Source organism: Salinisphaera sp. RV14 (assembly GCF_052044135.1).
Classification (GTDB): domain Bacteria; phylum Pseudomonadota; class Gammaproteobacteria; order Nevskiales; family Salinisphaeraceae; genus Salinisphaera.
This window is the reverse complement of the sequence record NZ_JBQDYF010000015.1, coordinates 12,747-31,702: the sequence shown is the minus strand read 5'-3', so window position 1 is coordinate 31,702 and position 18,956 is coordinate 12,747. Positions and strand designations below refer to the sequence as shown.

General features: G+C 65.8%; 21 protein-coding genes. 9 read left to right on the top strand and 12 right to left on the bottom strand.

What is annotated here, in order from left to right; all coding sequences use genetic code 11:
- Window positions 1-114: 114 nt before the first annotated feature.
- Window positions 115-747, top strand: coding sequence for a TetR/AcrR family transcriptional regulator (locus tag ACS8Y6_RS13980; protein WP_440855797.1), 633 nt, complete (start codon window positions 115-117; stop codon window positions 745-747).
- A gap of 93 nt (window positions 748-840) precedes the next feature.
- The gene (locus tag ACS8Y6_RS13975; RefSeq protein WP_440849458.1) at window positions 841-2,307 is read left to right on the top strand and encodes an SH3 domain-containing protein; all 1,467 of its coding nucleotides are present in this window, start codon (window positions 841-843) and stop codon (window positions 2,305-2,307) included.
- Window positions 2,308-2,379: 72 nt separating this feature from the next.
- Here ACS8Y6_RS13975 and ACS8Y6_RS13970 read toward each other — a convergent pair whose 3' ends face one another.
- From ACS8Y6_RS13970 to ACS8Y6_RS13960, 3 genes are all read right to left on the bottom strand, one after another.
- The gene (locus ACS8Y6_RS13970) at window positions 2,380-3,069 is read right to left on the bottom strand and encodes an SDR family oxidoreductase (protein ID WP_440849457.1); all 690 of its coding nucleotides are present in this window, start codon (window positions 3,067-3,069) and stop codon (window positions 2,380-2,382) included.
- A 45-nt stretch (window positions 3,070-3,114) separates the two neighbouring features.
- Complete coding sequence (locus ACS8Y6_RS13965; protein ID WP_440849456.1) at window positions 3,115-3,597, bottom strand: FKBP-type peptidyl-prolyl cis-trans isomerase; 483 nt, start codon at window positions 3,595-3,597, stop codon at window positions 3,115-3,117.
- Window positions 3,598-3,771: 174 nt separating this feature from the next.
- Complete coding sequence (locus tag ACS8Y6_RS13960) at window positions 3,772-4,197, bottom strand: OsmC family protein (RefSeq protein WP_440849455.1); 426 nt, start codon at window positions 4,195-4,197, stop codon at window positions 3,772-3,774.
- Window positions 4,198-4,393: 196 nt separating this feature from the next.
- On the opposite strand from ACS8Y6_RS13960, the gene ACS8Y6_RS13955 reads away from it, so the two are divergent.
- Window positions 4,394-5,764, top strand: a complete 1,371-nt coding sequence (locus ACS8Y6_RS13955; protein ID WP_440855796.1) for an MFS transporter — start codon at window positions 4,394-4,396, stop codon at window positions 5,762-5,764.
- Window positions 5,765-5,851: 87 nt separating this feature from the next.
- Here ACS8Y6_RS13955 and ACS8Y6_RS13950 read toward each other — a convergent pair whose 3' ends face one another.
- Window positions 5,852-6,628: an SDR family oxidoreductase gene (locus ACS8Y6_RS13950; protein WP_440855795.1), complete on the bottom strand. Its 777-nt coding sequence runs from the start codon at window positions 6,626-6,628 to the stop codon at window positions 5,852-5,854.
- Between the two features lie 331 nt (window positions 6,629-6,959).
- Between ACS8Y6_RS13950 and ACS8Y6_RS13945 the strand changes: the two genes are divergently transcribed.
- The 3 genes from ACS8Y6_RS13945 (at window position 6,960) to ACS8Y6_RS13935 (ending at window position 9,377) form a co-directional block, all read left to right on the top strand.
- Window positions 6,960-8,171: a CaiB/BaiF CoA transferase family protein gene (locus ACS8Y6_RS13945; RefSeq protein ID WP_440855794.1), complete on the top strand. Its 1,212-nt coding sequence runs from the start codon at window positions 6,960-6,962 to the stop codon at window positions 8,169-8,171.
- Entirely contained in the window at window positions 8,168-8,887 is a 720-nt protein-coding gene (locus ACS8Y6_RS13940; protein WP_440849451.1) for a glutathione S-transferase family protein, read from the top strand. The genes ACS8Y6_RS13945 and ACS8Y6_RS13940 overlap by 4 nt, the downstream gene beginning before the upstream one ends.
- A gap of 64 nt (window positions 8,888-8,951) precedes the next feature.
- Window positions 8,952-9,377, top strand: coding sequence for a hypothetical protein (locus ACS8Y6_RS13935; RefSeq protein WP_440849450.1), 426 nt, complete (start codon window positions 8,952-8,954; stop codon window positions 9,375-9,377).
- Here ACS8Y6_RS13935 and ACS8Y6_RS13930 read toward each other — a convergent pair.
- Together ACS8Y6_RS13930 and ACS8Y6_RS13925 are read right to left on the bottom strand one after the other, a co-directional pair.
- Window positions 9,326-10,120 carry a hypothetical protein gene (locus ACS8Y6_RS13930; protein WP_440855793.1) on the bottom strand — a complete coding sequence of 265 codons (795 nt, stop codon included), beginning with the start codon at window positions 10,118-10,120 and terminating at the stop codon, window positions 9,326-9,328. The genes ACS8Y6_RS13935 and ACS8Y6_RS13930 overlap by 52 nt on opposite strands.
- The gene (locus ACS8Y6_RS13925; protein WP_440849449.1) at window positions 10,117-10,485 is read right to left on the bottom strand and encodes a PAS domain-containing protein; all 369 of its coding nucleotides are present in this window, start codon (window positions 10,483-10,485) and stop codon (window positions 10,117-10,119) included. Before ACS8Y6_RS13925 ends, ACS8Y6_RS13930 begins: the two co-directional genes overlap by 4 nt.
- A 247-nt stretch (window positions 10,486-10,732) precedes the next feature.
- Between ACS8Y6_RS13925 and ACS8Y6_RS13920 the strand changes: the two genes are divergently transcribed.
- Window positions 10,733-11,362 carry a response regulator transcription factor gene (locus ACS8Y6_RS13920; protein ID WP_109993763.1) on the top strand — a complete coding sequence of 210 codons (630 nt, stop codon included), beginning with the start codon at window positions 10,733-10,735 and terminating at the stop codon, window positions 11,360-11,362.
- A 90-nt stretch (window positions 11,363-11,452) separates the two neighbouring features.
- On the opposite strand, the gene ACS8Y6_RS13915 is transcribed toward ACS8Y6_RS13920, so the two are convergent.
- The 3 genes from ACS8Y6_RS13915 to ACS8Y6_RS13905 form a co-directional block, all read right to left on the bottom strand.
- Window positions 11,453-11,629, bottom strand: coding sequence for a DUF1328 domain-containing protein (locus ACS8Y6_RS13915; protein ID WP_109993764.1), 177 nt, complete (start codon window positions 11,627-11,629; stop codon window positions 11,453-11,455).
- A gap of 165 nt (window positions 11,630-11,794) precedes the next feature.
- Window positions 11,795-12,232, bottom strand: coding sequence for a host attachment protein (locus ACS8Y6_RS13910; protein ID WP_440849448.1), 438 nt, complete (start codon window positions 12,230-12,232; stop codon window positions 11,795-11,797).
- Between the two features lie 32 nt (window positions 12,233-12,264).
- Window positions 12,265-12,462 (bottom strand): CsbD family protein, encoded by a 198-nt coding sequence (locus ACS8Y6_RS13905; RefSeq protein WP_440849447.1) that lies wholly within the window; start codon window positions 12,460-12,462, stop codon window positions 12,265-12,267.
- A 157-nt stretch (window positions 12,463-12,619) separates the two neighbouring features.
- On the opposite strand from ACS8Y6_RS13905, the gene ACS8Y6_RS13900 reads away from it, so the two are divergent.
- A complete protein-coding gene (locus ACS8Y6_RS13900) occupies window positions 12,620-13,654 on the top strand; it encodes a hypothetical protein (protein ID WP_440849446.1) in 1,035 nt (344 codons plus the stop codon).
- Window positions 13,655-13,660: 6 nt separating this feature from the next.
- Here ACS8Y6_RS13900 and speE read toward each other — a convergent pair whose 3' ends face one another.
- Window positions 13,661-14,512 carry a polyamine aminopropyltransferase gene (gene speE / locus ACS8Y6_RS13895; protein WP_440855792.1) on the bottom strand — a complete coding sequence of 284 codons (852 nt, stop codon included), beginning with the start codon at window positions 14,510-14,512 and terminating at the stop codon, window positions 13,661-13,663.
- Window positions 14,513-14,575: 63 nt separating this feature from the next.
- Here speE and speA point away from each other — a divergent pair, with 63 nt between their 5' ends.
- Window positions 14,576-16,435: a biosynthetic arginine decarboxylase gene (gene speA, locus ACS8Y6_RS13890; protein ID WP_440849444.1), complete on the top strand. Its 1,860-nt coding sequence runs from the start codon at window positions 14,576-14,578 to the stop codon at window positions 16,433-16,435.
- A 145-nt stretch (window positions 16,436-16,580) separates the two neighbouring features.
- On the opposite strand, the gene ACS8Y6_RS13885 is transcribed toward speA, so the two are convergent.
- On the bottom strand, window positions 16,581-17,420 hold the full coding sequence (locus ACS8Y6_RS13885) for a symmetrical bis(5'-nucleosyl)-tetraphosphatase (protein ID WP_440855791.1): 840 nt from the start codon (window positions 17,418-17,420) through the stop codon (window positions 16,581-16,583).
- Window positions 17,421-17,432: 12 nt separating this feature from the next.
- A complete protein-coding gene (locus ACS8Y6_RS13880; protein ID WP_440855790.1) occupies window positions 17,433-18,896 on the bottom strand; it encodes a hypothetical protein in 1,464 nt (487 codons plus the stop codon).
- Window positions 18,897-18,956: the final 60 nt, after the last annotated feature.

Sequence of the window (18,956 nt, the reverse complement as noted above, 5' to 3'; positions counted from 1 at the left end):
TGGGAGTTCAGGTTGAACTGTACGGTTCAGTTCAGGTGCGTTAATTTAGTCGCTGGCGGTATGGGTGTCAAATACACATACCGCCCTGTGCCCGCTTGTTTCAATCGACTGTCCGTGGACGCCGTGTCTGCCTGCAAGAACCCATCCAAGAAAGCCGAACAGGTGCTCGACGCCGCGCGCCGACTCTTCGTCGAACGCGGCTTCGGCGCGACCAACATGGATGCGCTCGCGGCCGCGGCCGGCGTGTCCAAGGCCACGATCTATGCCCATTACGACAGCAAGGAAGCCTTGTTCGCCGCCACGGCCCGCCGTGAATGCCGGCGCTTGGTGGTGCGCATGGCCATTGGCGAGGATGTTGCCGAGCACCGTGCGCTGGATACGGCGCTCACCCACATCGGGCGGGCGTTTCTGGATGCGTTGATGTCCCCCGAGATCGTCGGCCTGTTGCGCATGGTGATCGCCGAGTCGACCCGGTTTCCCGAACTCGGTCAGATCTACTACGACAGCGCGCCGGGCCAGACGTTGACGAGCGTGACCTGTTATCTCGAACGGGCACGACGCGAGGGCCTGCTGATCGATTGCGATACGCGGCGTGCGGCCGAGCAGTTCCTGAGCCTGCTGCGCGGCGATCTCCATCTCCGGATATTGCTCGGGCATCCGCCGCCCCGCGCGGAACGCGATCCGGCGATCGACGAAGCCGTGGCCACCTTTGTCGCGCGCTACGGCGCTCGTGCTTCGGCGAGCTGACGGCCAGCCCCGAAGGCCGGCGGCGGGGTCGCGTTTGCGGCGCGGCGCGGGTAATGTAGCCGGGCCTATTGCTGTTGTTCCGAGGATCGCTGCATGCGCGTGAGGGTCGATGCCCGGTTTGCTATTGTCATTGCTGTGACGCTCGCGGCTGCCCCCGGCGTGGTCTGGGCGGCCGGGCGTGATGCACCGAGCGCGGATCGCGCGCAGCAGATCCTGGATCAGAACCGGCCGCTGGCCAAAAACGGCGATGCCAGCGCGCAGTACAACATGGGCGTGCTCTACGACCGCGGCTACGGCGTCAAGCGCGACTATGCCAAGGCGCGGCACTGGTACGAAAAGGCCGCCGCCCAGCATTATGCCCGCGCCGAGCACAATCTCGGCATCATGTACGAGGCGGGCAAGGGCGTGCCGCGCGATCCGGCCAAGGCGGCGCACTGGTTCCGCCGCGGCGCCGATGACGGCCAGACCGCATCCCAGAACAATCTGGCCGTGCTTTACATGAAGGGGCAGGGTGTGCCGCAGAATACCGGCAAGGCTGCGTTCTGGGCGGCGCGCGCGGCCGCCGGGGGCAACCGTGCGGCGATCGATAATCTGCCGCGGATCATCGCCGGTCTGCCGCATGTCTACGTCAATGCCGATCATGTGAACGTGCGCGCGCAACCGGATCGCAAGTCGCGGGTCGTGGGGCATGCCGACCGCGATACGGTCGCCGTCGTGCTCTCGCGCCGCAACGACTGGACGCAGATCCTACTGCCCGATGACGACACGCTGGGCTGGGTAGCCAATTTCCTGCTGCCCGGCAGCCAGGGGGCAACCGCGGGCAACGCGGCCCCCGCGCAGGACACCTCCAATGCAGGCGGCGCGGTCGACGCCGCAACCGACGCCACAACGCCAGCCGCATCGGATTCCGCCGCGGCCGATCGCGTGGCGAGCGCGAACAAAGTGCCCGCGAAATCCACGCGGCCCGAGACGAAGCCGCCCCGGCTTGCCGCCGGCGGCGACAGTCTCGTCGTCGACCACCGTCAGCAGCCGGCGCGGTCGACGCCTGGCAAGGAGGTCGCGCCGAAGAGCGCGCCGGACCGGAAGTCATCGGTTCCGCCAACACCGGCGGTCGCGACGCCACACCAGCACGCGCCGGTGGACCAGGCGTTGCCGAAAACGGCGGGCGCCGGCAATGGCGGAGGCGGTGGAAAACCCGAGGCCGGGGGCTCGGCGGCAGCGACGCCGCCCGCGGCGAAGTCCGGCTCGTCCGGTTCGCTGATCGCGAAACCGAAACCCGAGCCTAAACCGAAACCGAAACCGGCGCCGAAGACAAAGGCAACCGAGCCGGCGGCGACCGCGAAACCGTCTCCGGCCCGGGCATCAACGGCAACCCATGCCACGGTGGGCGTGGACGCGATCAACGTGCGCGCCAAGGCCAGGCGGGGCAGTCGTGTGGTCGGTCAGTTGCATCGCGGCGACCGCGTGAAACTGCTGGAGGAGCACAACGGTTGGCGTTACGTGCGCACGGCCGGCGGCATGAAGGGCTGGGTCGCGGGTTATCTGCTCGTGATGCCGTAGCGTCTTCGCGCCCATGAAAAAGCCGTCTCGGAAAAGACGGCTTTGCATGGCGGCCTGTGCCCGGTGTGCGCGTCAGCCGTCGTCGACCGGTGGTGTCGGGCGAACCAGGATTTCGTTGACATCCACGTGGGCCGGCTGCGAGAGCGCGTACATCACCGAGGCGGCGATGTCGCGATCGCTCAGGGCGTGTTCGGGGCGATCATCGAAGAACGGGGTATCGACCATGCCCGGTTCGATCAGCGTGGTACGCACCCCAGTACCCCGCAACTCCTCTCGAACGCCATAGCCGATCGCGGAGACCGCCCATTTGGTCGCGCTGTACATCGACCCCGGGAGGGTCACCCGGCCGGCCGCCGAGCCCGTGATCAGCAGATGCCCCCGGCTGGCCTTGAGGGCTTGCGCGGTACACTGGATGGTCAGGCCGACGCCGTAGACGTTGGTCAGGATCATGTCCTTCCAGACGTCGCTGTCGGCGCCAGTGAAACCGCCCGGTTTGCCGCCAATGCCGGCGTTGGCAAATACGGCGTCGATGCGCCCGAAACGCTCGAGTGTCGTGTCCACCATCGCTTGCTGCGAAGCCTTGTCGGTGACGTCGCAGGTGATGGCGATGGCTTGCCCGCCCAGTTCGTCGACCAGGCTGCCCAGCGTGGCGGCGGTACGCGCGGCGAGTGCCACGCGCCAGCCTTCCGCCACGGCCGCGCGAGCGGTTGCGGCCCCGATGCCGGTGGACCCGCCCGTGATCAGCAGAACCGCGTCACGCATGACTGCCTCCTGATTCGAATCCGTGTGGATGCCACCGCACGCCGGTTATTCGTGGGCGTGATTTTCGTCGTGGACGTGCCCGTGCTCGAGCTCGGTGTCGGTCGCCGGGCGGATATCGGCGACGTTAACCGTGAAATCCAGCGTCTGGCCGGCGAGCACGTGGTTGCCGTCAACCGTGACCTCATCGCCCTCGACATCCTTGATCGTGACGATCATCGGGCCGGCATCCGACTCGGCGCGGAAACTCATGCCCGGGGCGAGTTCGTCCACGCCCTGAAACGCTTCGCGGTTCACTTTCTGTACCAGCTCGTCGCGATAGGGGCCATAGCCTTCCTCGGGCTCGACCGTGGCGCGCACTTCGTCGCCCTCGGCGCAGCCTTCGATGGCCTTCTCCAGGCCCGGCACAATGTTTTCGTGACCGTGCAGATAGGCGAGCGGCTGCCCTTCGCTCGACTGATCGATGATTTCGCCCTCGGTATCGCGCAGGACGTAATGGATACTGACGACGTTGTCGCGCTGCGCTTGCATGTTGGCCTCTTGGTGTTTGCGTGCTTTGTTCATGAGCCTTCGAACGTTGCGACGATCGACAAAAATACAATGCCGGCAGCGCAATTGATTGTCCGATGCCCGGTGGGTGGCCCGCGGCCCATGAAAAAGCCGGGCCCGAAGCCCGGCTCGCGGTCATGCTTTCGATCGACGCGATCAGCCGTCCAGAGCGGCCGTGAGCGTGATCTCGGCGCCCTTGAACAGGCGCGAGACCGGACAGGCATCCTTGGCCTTGTTGGCAGTCTGGCGGAACGTTTCTTCGTCGAGGCCCGGGACCTTGCCATGGCAGATCAGATCGACCTGCGTAATCGTGGGCGTGTCGTCGAGCGAGAAGTGCACCTTGGCCTCGGTCCGGATCGAATCGGGCGTATGCCCGTCGGCGGCGAGCATGGCGGAAAACTGCATCGAAAAACAGCCCGCATGGGCCGCTCCCAGCAACTCCTCCGGATTGGTGCCGGTGCCTTCCTCGAAGCGGGTCGTGTATGAGAATTGCCCTTCAAAGGCACCGCTTCCCAGCGCCATATTGCCTTTGCCGGACTTCAGATCACCCTGCCACTGGGCATTGGCCTTGCGTACGGGCATTGATTGCTCCTTTGCGGTTTCGACGTGCCCACTGAATCTAAGGGGCACACCATCATAAGACAAGATCATGGCTGCTTCGCGGGCAGCGAACGATGCCGGCAATGCGCTGCAATTCGGCTGATTCCGTATTTGTGGAGCTCCCGGGATACTGCTAGGTTCGAAAGACGACTCGATAACACGGGCTTTCCCGACAACAATGAGCGACACGAGCGACGACAGCTTTTCTGTCGACAGTGACGACGTACAACGGGCCGTTGTGGCGGCCGCCATGGGCAATGCACTGGAATGGTTCGATTTCAGTGTCTATTCCTATATGGCGGCCACCATCGGCAGCGTTTTCTTTCCTTCGCACAGCAATTCGGCGGCCTTGCTTGCCGCGTTCGCGGGCTTTGCCGTGGCGTTCATGGTTCGCCCTCTGGGCGGCCTGTTCTTCGGCCCGCTGGGCGACAAGATCGGGCGCTCGGCTGTCCTGGCGACGACCATCATCCTGATGTCGATCGGCACCTTCGCCATCGGCGTGCTGCCGAGTTTCCAGGCCATCGGCATCTGGGCGCCCATCCTTCTCGTCCTGGCCCGCCTGGTGCAGGGATTTTCCACCGGGGGCGAATACGGCGGGGCCGCGACATTCATCTGTGAGTATTCGCCTGACAGCAATCGCGGCTTCCTGGCGAGTTTCCTGGAATTCGGCACCCTGGGTGGCTATATCTTCGGGGCGCTGCTGGTGCTGGGCACGCATATGATCATGGGCGACGCCGCCTTCCACAGCTGGGGCTGGCGCATCCCGTTCCTGTTCGCTGCCCCGCTGGGCCTGTTCGGCTTGTATCTGCGGCTCAAGCTTGAGGACAGCCCCGCATTCGAGGCGGTCAAGGAGAAGGGCGAAGCCAAGGGCTCGCTGGGCGAGGTGGTCTCCAACCACCTGCGTCAGCTCATGCTCTGCATGGGGCTCGTGCTGATTCTCAATGTCGCCTACTACGCGATCCTGACCTACCTGCCTTCCTATCTCACGTCGGAACTCCACATCGGCTCGATCGAGTCCACCCTGCTGCTGGTGGTCACCATGGTCGGCATGATGTGTGTGATCTACCTGTTCGGCGCGCTGTCGGACCGGATCGGGCGCAAGCCGGTGCTGGTCGGCGCTTGCACCGGCTTCATCCTGTTGTCGTATCCGGCGTTCGTCATGCTGCAGACGACCGAGGTGTGGGGCATCGTCGCCGGTCTGGTGATTCTCGGGCTGCTGACGGTCTCGTTGGCCGGGACCATGCCGGCCACGTTGCCGGCGATCTTCCCCACCAACGTGCGCTACGGCGGGTTCGCGATCGCCTACAACATTTCGACCGCGTTGTTTGGTGGCACGGCGCCGTATGTCATCCAGTGGTTGATCGGTGTCACCGGCGACAAGTCGGTGCCGGCGTTCTATCTGATGACCGCGGCCGCCATCGCGCTCATTCCCATACTCCTCATCCCGGAGACCGCCGCCCGGCCATTGCCGGGTTCGAAGGCCCAGTATGCCCGCGGCAGCGGGACCGGCGGCGGCGGCCCGCAGAAGCAGCCGGCGCCAGCGGCCTGATCCGGTTGCCGCACGCCATGAGCCGCCGCTGGACGCCAGCGGCGGCTTTTTTTCGGCGTGCATTTCCGCCGGCATACAGCCGTTGGGTCAATGGGCGTAGATCATCTTTCGCGTCATGCCGCCGTCGGCGATCAGCGTCTGGCCGGTGATGAAGGCGGCGTCGGGGCCGGCCAGAAACGCCACCACGCCGGCGATGTCCGCGCCGATACCGACGCGGCCGGTCGGATGCTGGGCGTGATCCACCGCGCGCAAAGGGGGCGGGACATCGGCGCCGGCCTGCTCGCCGCGCACATCGATCCAGCCGGGCGCGACGGCGTTGACCCGGATCGCCGGGCCGAGGCTCATCGCCAGCGCGTGGGTCAGGGTTTCGATGCCGCCCTTGGCGGCGGCATAAGCCTCGGTCTGCGGTTCCGACTGATAGGCGCGGCTGGAGGCCATGTTGACGATGGCGGCGTTTGGCCGTCCGCGCAGCAGCGGGACGGTATGCTTGGTCACCAGGAAGACGCCGGTCAGGTTGACGTCGATGACGCGGTGCCAGTCGGCCAGCGCCAGTTGTTCCACCGGGCCGTTGAACGGCGCTGCGATGCCGGCATTGTTGACCACCAGATCGAGCCGGCCGTGCCGGTCCCGGATTGCGGCCGTGGCGGCCTGTATATCGGCTTCGCAGGCAACATCCGCGACAGTCGTGAATACATTATTCGCGTGTGCGCAGTTGCCCGGGTCGGCGCGCAGGTCGTCGAGCGCCGCTGGATCGCGGTCCAGACACCACACGATATGGCCATCGGTCATCAGGCGTCGCGCGATGGCGCGGCCGATGCCCTGGGCCGCGCCGGTGATCAGACAGATTTTGTCGGAAGCGGTCATGCCGGAAAAATGGCTTGGATTGCACCGCCGATAGTGCGCCGCGTGGGCGCCGAACAAAACCGCCGACAGGGCCGCGGATTTTCGCCCGGCCCGCCGGCTGGCCACCGCGTGGATAGCCCAGGCGCGCCCTCGGGGGTCGCGTGGAACAGCAGCAGGCCCTTGTGTCCTGTAACGTAAGTTCACGTCATGGATTTCGCGTGATTTTTCGTGTCAGGCAAGGCGCGGTGATGAGCCGTATCAGGGAATACGGCGAATCGCCACAACGCCGCATGGCGCGAAAAAGCGCCGAAATAGTGCGGCGAATTTGCGTTACAGGACACTGCTGAGACCCATGAAACAGCCTTTGAACGGATATCGCGTCTGCGATATGACGGCCATGATTTCCGGCCCGCTGGCCACCATGCAACTGGCCGACCAGGGGGCCGACGTGATCAAGGTGGAGCGCCCCGGGGTGGGCGATTACACCCGCCTGGCCTCGAATCGTCGGGCGGGCATGTCGGCCAGCTTTCTGAACAACAATCGCAACAAGCGTTCGATCGCCCTGGATCTGAAGCATGCCGAGGGTCTGGCCGTGCTCAAACGTATTGCCGCGACGTCCGATGTGTTCGTGCAGAATTTCCGGCCGGGCGTGGCCGAGCGCATCGGCATCGGTGAAGCGGCCATCCGGGAGGTGGCGCCGGATATCATCTATGTATCGATCAGCGGTTTCGGCGCGGACGGGCCGTATGCGGCCAGGCCGGTCTACGATCCGCTGGTGCAGGCGCTGTCGGGGCTGGCCAGCATTCAGGGCGGCTCGGACGTGGCGCGACCGCGGCTGGTTCGCACGATCCTGCCCGACAAGCTCACCGGTTATGTCGCCGCGCAGGCGATCACGGCTGCCTTGCTCGCCCGGGCCAACGGCGGTGGCGGGCAGCACATACAGTTGTCGATGCTCGACGCCGTGATCGATTTTCTCTGGCATTCCGACATGAACAGCCAGACGTTCGTCGGGGCCGACATGGACCAGTCGCAGGCCGCCAGTTTCATCGATCTGATTTACCAGACCACCACGGGTTATATCAGTGTCGCGGTGCAGACCGACGCCCAATGGCAGGCGCTCACCGAGGCCCTGGAAACCCCGCATTGGCGCGACGATCCGCGTTTCGCGACGCCGGCGGATCGTCAGGACAACATCGATGCCCGGCTGGCGTTGACCCAGGAGCGACTGCGCCGAGCCAGTGCGGAACACTGGCTCGAGCGGCTGACGGCATATGGTGTGCCCTGTGCGCCGGTGCTCACGCGTTCGGATCTGGTCGATCATCCACAGATCCGGGCCAACGGCAGTGTGCTGGAAACCGATCACGCTATCGCCGGGCGCCTGCGTCAGGCCCGGCCGGCGGCGCGTTTTTCCGCAGCTGGTGAGATGCCCATGCGCGGCGCCCCACCGCTGGCCGCCGATACCCGATCGGTGCTTGCGGACGCCGGTTACGACGCCGCCGCGATCGCGGCCCTGATCGACAGTGGCGCCGTGGCTGTCGCCGATACGCAAGGCAACCCCGGATGATCGATTTCTATTACTGGCCCACGCCCAACGGCTGGAAGATCTCGATCCTGCTCGAGGAACTGGGCCTCGCGTACCGGACCATTGCGGTGGATATCAATGCGGGGGATCAGTTTGACCCCGCGTTTCTGGCGATATCGCCGAATAACCGCATGCCGGCCATCGTCGATCATGCCCCGCCGCCCGACTGCGGCGAGGGCGCGGTGTCGGTGTTCGAATCGGGCGCGATCGCGCGCTATCTGGCGCAAAGGACCGGCGCGTTGTACCCGCCGGACGCGCGTCTTCGCACCCAGATCGACGAATGGCTGTTCTGGCAGGTCGGCAATCTCGGCCCCATGGGCGGGCAGATGAGCCATTATGTCAACTACGCACCGGGCGAACATGCGTATTCCGAGACACGCTATCGCAACGAGTATCATCGCTGCCTCGGCGTGCTGGAGCGACGGCTGGCCGATCGCGATTACCTGGTCGGCGAGACGTATACCATCGCCGATATCATAAACTGGCCATGGGTGTTGATCGCCAGGGCCATGGGGCAGCCGCTGGACGAATTTCCGCGAGTCGCGGCCTGGCGCCAGCGCATCAAGCAACGCCCCGCGGTCCAGCGCGGTGTGGATCTCGGCAAGCAGTGGCGGGGCGGCCAGCCGAAAAACGAGGCGGCACGGCGGCGACTGTTCGAGCAGACCGCGGATACGGCGCAGCCATCTTCGCGCGACTGAGCGCGACCAGTACAATTCCGGCCTTCGTCAGCCCCCGGGCTCATCGATCGTCAGGAGAGAGGTCATGTTTGCGTTCATCAAGGCGTTTGTTGCCGGGCTTATCGCCATGCTCGGTTTCAATCAGGGGTTGCTCTGGCTGTTCGATCGCCTGTCGATTGCGGACACCACGAGCTGGAGCCCGCAGGATCTGCCGGGGACCGGCATACCCGTCGTGGCATGGCTGGCGCTCTGGGGCGCGCTGTGGGGCCTGGTGGTCTGGTCGCTCGTACGCCGTGCCGAAGCGGCGGGCTATTACGTCGGCGCGATCATTCTGGGCGGCGTGCTGCTGACCGGTGCCGCCGCAGCGATCACGCCCTGGCTGGGCGGCGTGGTGTTCGGCGTATCGCTGGGCGGTTATGCGATGAACGCGATCGGCGTGGTGCTGGCGGCCAATGCGGCCTACGGTCTGGGCTTTGCCGTGATCATGCGGCTGTTGCATCCGCCGCGTTGAGCGGGCCGCCGCGGCCGGCGGTGGTCGCGGACCGGAGCGGCCGTTTCAGGCGGCGGTGAATCGGCGCGGCAGCCTCGGCATGAAACAGCTCGGCTGGCCGTCATCGCGGCCGTGACTGATGAGACAAGGATCGCCGCCGTGACTGCGCGCGTGAGCGGCGGACGCTCGATCCCGGGCCGAGGCCGCTGCGCTGGGTGGTGGTGAACGCCGGCAACGGCTGCCCCGTCGGCGTCGGTGCTGCGCCCGTTGTTGTCCACGCCCCGCGTGATCCGGCACTCGTGGGGCGCGGCCGGCGAAGGGGCGAGCGCCTCGATGGCGTTGCCGAGGAGGTGGCGCCGTACCTGTCGGGTGAAGATGCGCGCCATCGGCAGTTCGATGGCTCTGAGTTCGCGCTTGTCCGGCCATTGAAACGAAACCCGCTCGGATCGAGGGCTCGGCGGCCGCCATTCGCGCACTTCGCCGGGCACGGGAAACAACGACGACCGGAGCATCGTCGGCCGGCCCTCGCGCGAAGTCGCGCAGATGAGAAATGACTTGGGCCGGCCGCTGGATCCCGTATTCGGCGCGTAGCAGAAGATCGGCCTGGGGGCAGCCGTCACGCGCGCGCCCGCGAGTGCCCGGCTGACGAGGTTGTGCGGGCCGAGGTCAGCGGTTGGCCCGGATCGTGCGCCAGCCCGGTGCCGAGTGAGGTGAACAACGCGGCTGCGTTCGCGCATCGCGATCGGCTTCTGCCGCGCGTTCATCCGGTCCCGGGTGTGTCGGCCGCTTCGGTCAGATCGATGGCGAGCCCGGCCAGGCGCCAGGTTGCGCCGGCGCGATCGCGCGCCGGGAAAGCAGGATCACGAATCCGGCGGATTTCGCCGTGCGGTCGATCGATACGGAAGATCTCATCGTATAGCCCTTGTGCCGCGTCGCGTTTGCACGCCTTGCGTACCCGTTCGCGACCACTTTCATAAACCCGGGCCAGGCGTCTTCCCGGGTCTTCGTAGAGACTGGCACAGGGTTGTCCCCAGATGTGCTCAGACGCGGAGCTGATATAAATCGGTTCGTCGCCGGGCGGGTTGGTCATCCAGAACACTTCCCCGATATGCTCGGCAAGTTCGCGCAAGCAGCGCGTCTCGCGTTCGGCGTCCCTGGCCTGCGCCTCGCGGCGCGCCAGACCCGAGCGAAATGACGCGATCTGTTCGTGCGCCGTGGCGAGGCCCCTGGGCAGGGGCGCCGGCGTGTCGGGTTCGTGACATGGGACCGATCGGTTAGCGGTGGCGAAACACCCCCCGCGACCATAATATATGGGCGTTGCGTATGGTCGCCTTGGCGGCGCGCGCGAGACAGAGGCCGGGTAGCCAGGAGACGCTATGCGTAATGATTTTGCTGTTCATATCGTGGACGATGACCCCGGCGTTCGGGAGTCAATGAAAACGCTGGTACGGGGCGCCGAATATCCGGCGTTCTGTTATCCCAGTGCTTCGGCCTTTCTGGAGCGCTGCGATTCGGTAACGGGGTGCGCGCTGATTGACCTGCGCCTGCAGGATATGGACGGCATTGCGCTGCAGAAGGAATTGATCGCGCGGCAGAGCCCCCTCGACATCGTCATGATGAGCGCTTACGGGGATATCGAACATGCCGTCGAAGCGATGCGCCTCGGCGCGGTCGATTTCCTTGAAAAGCCCTTCGACCCCGATTACCTGCTCAAGCAACTGTACGAGCTTTCGCGCGCGAGCGACACGAATGAGCGTCTCCAGCGCGAAGCGCGGCAGCGGGCGGCTCTGATCGATACCCTGACACCGCGCGAAAAGCAGGTGCTCAGCGGTATTGTCGACGGCCAGGCGAACAAGCAGGTAGCGGCCGATCTCGGCATCAGCGCGCGCACGGTGGAAACGCATCGCGTACACATCATGCAGAAGCTGCAGGCGGATTCGCTGGCGCATCTGGTGCGCATCTGGCTGGCCGCAGCCGCGTTGCAGGAGACCGCGTCCGAGCCATGAGACGCCCGGGTTCGACCGGTTGCAGCCGAAGAACCTCGAATGCGAACAAGAAAAGCCGCTGATTGTTGATCAGCGGCTTTTTTTACGGCGCTACAATCGCGGCCCGCGGCCCCGTACCGCATTGGATATGAGGGCCAGCACGAACAGCACGATAAAGATGAAGAACAGGATCTTGGCGATCGACGCCGCGCCCGCGGCAATCCCGCCGAAACCGAAAACCGCCGCGATGATGGCGATAATGAAAAATACGACAGCCCATCCGAGCATGACTCGCCTCCTTGTTGCTGCGCTGCGTCAAGCGGGTCGAGCGAAACGACTCGATTCGATGTTCGCGCATTCTCGCCGACGGGTCCGCACCACCTTGAGTATCGCGGGCAATCATGTATGACACATGAACCGCGCGATGAGAATTCGTCTTTGTCGAGACGGCGTTCAACCGAGTTGCGAACCCAGGTGTTTCTCGATCTCCGCATCGTTCTGGCCGGTCCAGTCCTTGTCGATGCTGGCCGCCACGCATTGCGACAGCGGGCTGTCCAGATGCTCGCGCAGCCGGCCCAGGAACTGGGGCGCGGCGACCAGCACGAGTTCATCGAAAGCGTTGTCGTTGAACCCCGACTTGAGTCGGGTCACGACTTCCTTGGCGAACATGTCTTCGTGCTTTTCGCTGGTTCGGGTTTGCGGATCGGCCTGGTGGCGCCCGTGCGCCGCCGAATCCTCGATTTCGCCCTTGCCGCCGGTGCGCAGATCGCCTTCGTGTTTGCGACTCTCGTCGTGATAGAACGCGTCCACGCGGGACAGCACGCCGGTTCCTTGACGCGAAAACAGCCGCGCGGCGGCTGCATCGGCGACCAGAATCCATTGCTTGGCCATGAAACCTCGCCTTGTCGGTCGCAACCGACCTTTTAGAACTTGCGTTCGAATTCCCTGAGTTTTTCCTCGGCCGCCTGCCGGGTGTCGCCGTATTTTTCCTGAATCTTGCCGAGCAGGTTCTCGCGCTTGCCGCGAACCTGTTCGACATCGTCATCGGTCAAGCGGCCCCAGTGCTCGCGCACGGCACCCTTGATGCGATCCCACCGGCCTTCGAACTGATCATCGTTCATGACGAACTCTTGATTGCAAAATGCATGAAATACGCTAACAGCGCGTGTTGATCACACCATCCGGGCAATTACCCAGGCGTGCTCGGGCGGGCTCAGGCATTCGCGGTCGCCGGGCATAATCTTTAAGCTCGGGGCTTCGTATCCCAATACCCGTGCCATGGCCGAACACGCCCGTTCCGATCTCGCCGACCGCCTTTTCCAGGCCCACGTCGCCCATGAACTGTCGGCCTGGCGCGGGGAGCGCGGCCCCGAGCGCCTGGCCGGTCTGGTCGACACGTTCTGGGACTGGGCCGAGCGCACCACGCTCACCGAACTGATCGATTGCGACACCGTGCGCGGTGCCGCCGAGCGCCTGGTGCTGGATCTCGACCTGCCGGATCAGCTGGCGGGCATCATCGGGGGTATTGCCGACGACCTGGTACGCCTGGACGTCAATCGCGACACGCGTGTGCGCGATGTGATCGATCAATCGCTGTTCGACGAGGGCGTGACCCTGGCGGTGGAACTCGAAACCCTGCGGGCGCGGCTCGTGCAGCGGCTGTTGAAAAGCCCGGTATACACCGCGCTGGCGTCTGACATTCTGTATCAGGGCATCAAGGACTATATTTTTTCCGATTCCGGGGCGATCCGGTCGATTCCGGGCGTATCACGGCTGATCAAGGGCTCGTCGAGCGCGGTCAGCCGGCGCATGCCGGGGCTGGAGGCGCAGGTCGAAAGCCGGGTGAAGGCCTATATCGAGGCCAATACCGCGCGCACGCTCGCACGCACCGAGACCTATCTGCTGGAGTCGCTGGACGGCGATCGTCTGCGGGCGCTGGCCGACGAAATATGGCGGGCGGCGGCCGACAAGCCATTGTCGATCGCCGACGCCATCGATTCCGACGAACTGCAACGGCTGGTCGATTATGGCCTGCAGGTCTGGCGCTCGCTGCGCGAGACCGAATACCTCGGCGTGATGATCGACCAGGGCGTGCAGACGTTTTTCGCGCGCCACGGCGACGACACACTCGCCGAGCTGATGCGCCATGTCGGTCTCGAGCGCGAGGTGCTGGCCGGCGAGGTGGCAGCGTTGGCACCGGATATCATCGACGGCCTGGCCGAAACCGGGCTGCTCGAGACCTGGGTGCGCGACCAGCTCGCCGATTTCTATGACTCGGGCGCCTTCGCTGCCGTCATGCGCGGCGACGACTGACCGCGATCAATCGTCGCCGGCCAGCACTCGCTGCATGAAGGCGGGCTGGGCGAAAGCGGCGTGGTGCATCGCCGGCGTGTAGTACGCCGTGTCGAAGGCCGGCTCGGCCGTGGGCGCGGCCAGTGCCAGGTCGTCGCGCGCGGCGAGCGTGGCCGACCACCAGCCGGTGGGGTAGCTCGGCTGCGGAAAACTCAGCAGGTGTGTGGCCGCGAACCCGGCGCGGCGCAGGCCACCGTGCATGTCGCGGATCAACTCGGCGTGCACCAGTGGTGACTCGCTCTGCTGAACCAGCAGGCCGCGCGGGGCGAGCACGCGATGGCATTGCCGATAGAAGGCTTCATTGAACAGACCCTCGGCGGGCCCGATCGGGTCGGTGCTGTCGATGATGATCAAATCCACCGATGCATCGCCAGCGGCGGCCATCCAGGCCACGCCGTCCTCGAACGCGAGCGTCGCTCTCGGGTCGTCGTTCGATTCGACCAGTGCGGGGAAGTACTGCTCGGCCACGCGGGTGACGCGCTCGTCTATATCGATCTGGGTAACGGATTCGACGCTGTCGTGCTTGAGCACTTCGCGCAGGGTGCCGCAGTCGCCGCCGCCGATGATCGCCACATTCCGGGCATTGCCGTGGGCGAAGATGGCCGGGTGCGTCATCATTTCGTGATAGACGAAGTTGTCGCGGTCGGTGAGCATGACCAGGCCGTCGATCGTCAGCAGCCGGCCGAAGGTCTCCGTCTCGTAGACCGCGATGGTCTGGTAGTCGGAGGTTTCCTCATGCAGTTTGTTCCGAATTTTCAACGAAAATCCGACGCCGAGTTCGTCGCTGGCCTCGGTGAACCACGATTCGTCCGCTACCATGGCGCGGTATGCTCCTTCGCCGCCGTCGGCGGCTCGATTCCACTGGATGAGTTCGCAGTATAGATGATGTCCGTATCCGCCCGAGAAGCCGCCGCCGAAGCCCGTGACTGGACGCTCGACGATGCGCGCCGCCTGTATCGTGTCGCCACCTGGGGCGATGGTTATTTCGGCATCAACGAGGCCGGGCATGTCGAAGTCCGGCCGGCTGCCGACATGCCCGGGGTCGATCTCGATGCCCTGGCGGACGAGATCCGGGACGCCGGCCTGCGTCTGCCGGTGCTGGTGCGGTTCACCGATATCCTGGGCGACCGGCTCAACCGGTTGGCCGATGCTTTCGACGCCGCCCGCGCCGCCCACGACTATGCCGGGCGTTATACCGTGGTTTATCCGGTGAAGGTCAACCAGCAGCGGTCGGTGGTCGAGCATCTGGTGACGGCTGGCGGCGACCGCGCCGGTCTCGAGGCCGGCAGCAAGCCCGAGTTGATGGCCGTGCTCGCGCTGGCCCGCCCCGGTTCGACCATCGTATGCAATGGCTACAAGGATCGTTCCTTCCTGCGCCTGGCGCTGGCCGGGCAGCAACTGGGCCACCGCGTTTACATCGTGGTCGAGAAACCCTCCGAGCTGGCGCCGATCGCCGAGCTGGCCGATGCGCTCGGCCTGCGGCCGCGGCTGGGTCTGCGGGTTCGGCTGGCCAGTGTCGCGGCGGGCCACTGGCAGAACACGGGCGGCGAGAAATCCAAGTTTGGTCTGACCGCCGATCAGGTGGTCGCGGCCGTGGCGCGCATGCGCGAACTGGGCATTCTCGATTGTGTATCCATGTTGCACGTGCATGTCGGTTCGCAGGTCGCCGATCATGCCGCGCTGGCCCGGGCCATGGACGAGACCGCGCATCTGTACCGCAGCCTGCGGGCCCTGGGCGCGCCGATCGATACGGTCGACGTCGGCGGCGGGCTGGCGGTGGACTACGAAGGCCGCGGCGCGCGTTCGTTCTGTTCGATGAACTACGGCGTGCCCGACTACGCCGAAGTCGTGGTCGGCGCGCTGGCCCGGGTGGCCGAGCGCTTCGACCTGCCGGCGCCGAACATCATCAGCGAATCGGGCCGCGCGCTCACCGCCCATCATGCGGTATTGCTGACCCAGGTCATCGACAGTGAAACCAGCGTGAACGTGGCGCCGGCGGCGCTCGACGAGGCCCTGTCGGCCTCGGCCCAGCTCGATCGGGTAGCGGCGCATCTGGCCGACGTGCAGGCGCGGTTTGTTGCCGGTGAACTCGGGCTGGCCGAGCGCGCCGAGGCCGAGCGCGAGGCGGCGGCGGTGTATCGTGCGCTCGCCGCACGGGTTCCCGAAGACGCCGACGAGCGCGCGGCGGTCACCGCGGCGCGCGAGAAACTCGCGACCAAGTATTTCGTGAATTTCTCGGTGTTCCAGTCGGTGCCCGATGTGTGGGCACTGGACCAGATCTTCCCCGTGATGCCGCTGGCCCGGCTCGACGAAGCGCCGGACCAGAACGCGCGGCTGTGCGACCTGACCTGCGACTCGGACGGCCGGCTCGACCGCTATGTCGACGACAACGGGCTCGACACCACGCTGCCGTTGCATGCACTGCGCGAGGAAGAGGTCTACCGTATCGGTATATTCATGGTCGGGGCCTACCAGGAGAACCTGGGCGACATGCACAATCTGTTCGGCGACACCGACGTCGTCGATGTCGAGATTCGTGACGGCGGCTGGCAACTGGGCGACGCCCAGCACGGCGATCGCACCGACGAATTGTTGACCTACGTGCACTTCGAGCCCGAGGCGCTGCGCCGGGCCTATCGCCGCAAGCTGACCGCAGCCGGACTCGCGCCGCGCGAGCGCGCCGAGTGCGAGGCATTGCTGGAGGCGGGGCTGGCCGGTTATACCTATCTTCTCGAGTCGTGACCGGCCGTATCGAACGGCCCGGGTGCCCGTCGCCGCCGGCCTGTCTCGATGTGGCCTTGTCCCGGCAAGGTGGCGGACCGCCCGCGGCCCGGCCGGCCGTTGGCGAGCGCGGGCCCGCCCATGGCCGATGGTGGGGCGAACGGTTTCAGTCCCGGGCGGCGACCTGAATCAATTCCGGGGTCGGCCGTGTCAGGTCGAGCGCGCTCAGCGTGCCGCCCCAGGCCGCGCCGGTATCGATGCCCCAGACGTTGTATTCCGGCCATGCGACGCGCTCAAGGGCAGACCAGTGACCAAACACGATGCGCTGGCCCGCGCTGACTCGCCCGGGGACCGCGAACCACGGTGTCAGTTCCGGCGGCGCGTCGGCCAGGGTCTTCTTGTAGTCCATGTCGAGGCGCCGGTTCGGCCCCACGAAGCGTAGACGCGTGAGCGCGTTGGCGATGAAGCGCAGCCGTGGTACGCCGCGCAGGCCGGAATGCCAACGCTCCGGCGTATTGCCGAAAAGCTGGCCGAGAAACGCCGCATGATCGGGCGCGCGCAAAGCGGCCTCCAGCTCGCGCGCGCGTGCCAACCCCTCGGCAACGGGCCAGCACGGCGGCAGCCCGGCATGTACCAGGGTCCAGCCGAGGCCGGCATCGTGGTGCATCAGTGGGCGGTGGCGGAGCCAGTCGAGCAGCGATTGGCGGTCGGCGGCCGCAAGCAGCGATTTCAGACTGTCCGGCGCACGCTGCGCGGCGTCCGCGCGCGCGGCCAGGCTCAACAGGCTGAGATCGTGGTTTCCGAGTACCGTGATCGCGGTATCGCCAAGCGCTTTGACGCGCCGGATCACGCCGGCCGAATCGGGGCCGCGGTTGACCAGGTCGCCGACGAACCACAGGCGCTCGATCGGGCCGCGCGCGGCCAGCCGGTCCAGCAGCTTGTCGAGAAGGTCCGCGGCGCCATGAATATCGCCAATGGCGTAGATGCTCACGAGATCCGGGGTCACGAAATGGTCGGCTCAGTCTGCCGATCGCGCGGGCGCTGTGCCACCGCGGGCGGCGAAAATCAGCGCGCCGGGGTCTGCGTGCACGACCTGCCAGCGCTTGTCATGGCGCAGCGTATCGACGAGCGGAGCGCCGCGGGGGAGCAGGACCACGCGAATGCCCCAGTGACGGAACAGCGCGCGCCAGTGTTCGCGGTATTGATAGGCGCGGAACCAATGCAGCACGAATGCCTCGGGATACATGTCGAAACGCGTATCGATGAAAACGCGGCGGCCGGGGGTATAGAAGCGCGCGCAACTGCCGGCGATTTCGCTCGAGAACCAGTGGGTATTGGCCGGGTAGTGCCGATCCAGATAACGCAGGGAGGCTTGCAGTGGCGCGCAGCCGGCCAGATGAGCCGGGCCCGCGGTGGCGGGCGCGCCAAGGGTAATCACCACCGCGCCCAGAAGCGGCAGTCCGGCGACCGTGGCGCGCCGTGCGAGCGGTGTATCCAGCGGCGCCAGCGCCGCACGCAGCCGTTTCGGCGACAGCCGGGCCCCGGCGTGGGCGAACAGTCGCGGCGCAATCAGGGCATAGAACAGGCCGGCCCAGACCACGAAGCGCATCGCGGTGCATGCGAGTGCGGTGAATACGGCCACGTGGATGACCTCGGCTGCACTCAGCACACGGCGAAACACGAGCACGAGAGCCGCGAACGCAAGCACGAGCGCTGCGCCCGCCTGCATGTAGGCATTGTCCAGGCGCGGCGGCATGAGTTCGTGGATGTGTGCGTTCATCCGGGTTTCGAGCGACAGATTCACGATATAGCCATACAGCGTCCAGCCATAGGGATTCAGTCCGCTGGCCAGCACGGCCACGATAAACAGCAGGGCGTAGCTCGGCGGCGAGGCCGTGGCCGCAATCGGGTCGCGGGCCCGGGTCCATAGATCACCGGCGGCGAATAAAGTGATCGAGAGCAGGCCGAGGGTGAATCCCAGATGCATATTCGACCACAGCGCGTAGATCGCCGCGATCCACGCCGCCGTCGCCAGTCTGTGCGCGTCGCCGGCGCGCAGGCGCTGGATCACGAGATACTGCGCCAGCAGAGCAAGGTTGCTGGCGAGCATCGGTCGCAGCCCCAGATTCGTACTGACCGGCAGCAGGACCAGTGCACCGATCAGCATCGGCCAGAATGGATGGACACCATGGCGGCGCAGCGCGCAGGCCGGGATGAGCGCATAGGTCGCCAGGCCCAGCAGGCCGACGGCGAACACGCTGCCGGTTATCCCGAATACGCTGTACACGGGGGCGGCGATGGCCTCGAACAGCCATTGATAGAGCACCCAGTGGCGATCCGGGAAAGTCCAGGAAAACAGATCGCGATGCGGCAGGCCGTTCGCCCAGATCGCCTGTCCGGCACGAAAAAGCCAGCCCCAGTCGGCCGTGATCGCGCCGAGCTGCATATGGCGCGCGAACAACCAGACAGCGATGACGAACACAACGGTGCCCGGAACAGCGATCGCGAGCGCTGGGGCGAGGCGCCGGATCACGGGTCTCAC

Bases quoted from the DNA above. Each gene is read 5' to 3' on its own strand.
- speA (WP_440849444.1), top strand. From the start codon at position 14,576: ATGATGTCCGTATCCGCCCGAGAAGCCGCCGCCGAAGCCCGTGACTGG.
- ACS8Y6_RS13955 (WP_440855796.1), top strand. From the start codon at position 4,394: ATGAGCGACACGAGCGACGACAGCTTTTCTGTCGACAGTGACGACGTA.
- ACS8Y6_RS13905 (WP_440849447.1), bottom strand. From the start codon at position 12,462: ATGAACGATGATCAGTTCGAAGGCCGGTGGGATCGCATCAAGGGTGCC.
- ACS8Y6_RS13935 (WP_440849450.1), top strand. From the start codon at position 8,952: ATGTTTGCGTTCATCAAGGCGTTTGTTGCCGGGCTTATCGCCATGCTC.
- ACS8Y6_RS13950 (WP_440855795.1), bottom strand. From the start codon at position 6,628: ATGACCGCTTCCGACAAAATCTGTCTGATCACCGGCGCGGCCCAGGGC.
- ACS8Y6_RS13910 (WP_440849448.1), bottom strand. From the start codon at position 12,232: ATGGCCAAGCAATGGATTCTGGTCGCCGATGCAGCCGCCGCGCGGCTG.
- ACS8Y6_RS13940 (WP_440849451.1), top strand. From the start codon at position 8,168: ATGATCGATTTCTATTACTGGCCCACGCCCAACGGCTGGAAGATCTCG.
- ACS8Y6_RS13965 (WP_440849456.1), bottom strand. From the start codon at position 3,597: ATGCAAGCGCAGCGCGACAACGTCGTCAGTATCCATTACGTCCTGCGC.
- ACS8Y6_RS13975 (WP_440849458.1), top strand. From the start codon at position 841: ATGCGCGTGAGGGTCGATGCCCGGTTTGCTATTGTCATTGCTGTGACG.
- ACS8Y6_RS13945 (WP_440855794.1), top strand. From the start codon at position 6,960: ATGAAACAGCCTTTGAACGGATATCGCGTCTGCGATATGACGGCCATG.
- ACS8Y6_RS13930 (WP_440855793.1), bottom strand. From the start codon at position 10,120: ATGAACGCGCGGCAGAAGCCGATCGCGATGCGCGAACGCAGCCGCGTT.
- ACS8Y6_RS13920 (WP_109993763.1), top strand. From the start codon at position 10,733: ATGCGTAATGATTTTGCTGTTCATATCGTGGACGATGACCCCGGCGTT.
- ACS8Y6_RS13900 (WP_440849446.1), top strand. From the start codon at position 12,620: ATGGCCGAACACGCCCGTTCCGATCTCGCCGACCGCCTTTTCCAGGCC.
- ACS8Y6_RS13915 (WP_109993764.1), bottom strand. From the start codon at position 11,629: ATGCTCGGATGGGCTGTCGTATTTTTCATTATCGCCATCATCGCGGCG.
- ACS8Y6_RS13970 (WP_440849457.1), bottom strand. From the start codon at position 3,069: ATGCGTGACGCGGTTCTGCTGATCACGGGCGGGTCCACCGGCATCGGG.
- ACS8Y6_RS13960 (WP_440849455.1), bottom strand. From the start codon at position 4,197: ATGCCCGTACGCAAGGCCAATGCCCAGTGGCAGGGTGATCTGAAGTCC.
- speE (WP_440855792.1), bottom strand. From the start codon at position 14,512: ATGGTAGCGGACGAATCGTGGTTCACCGAGGCCAGCGACGAACTCGGC.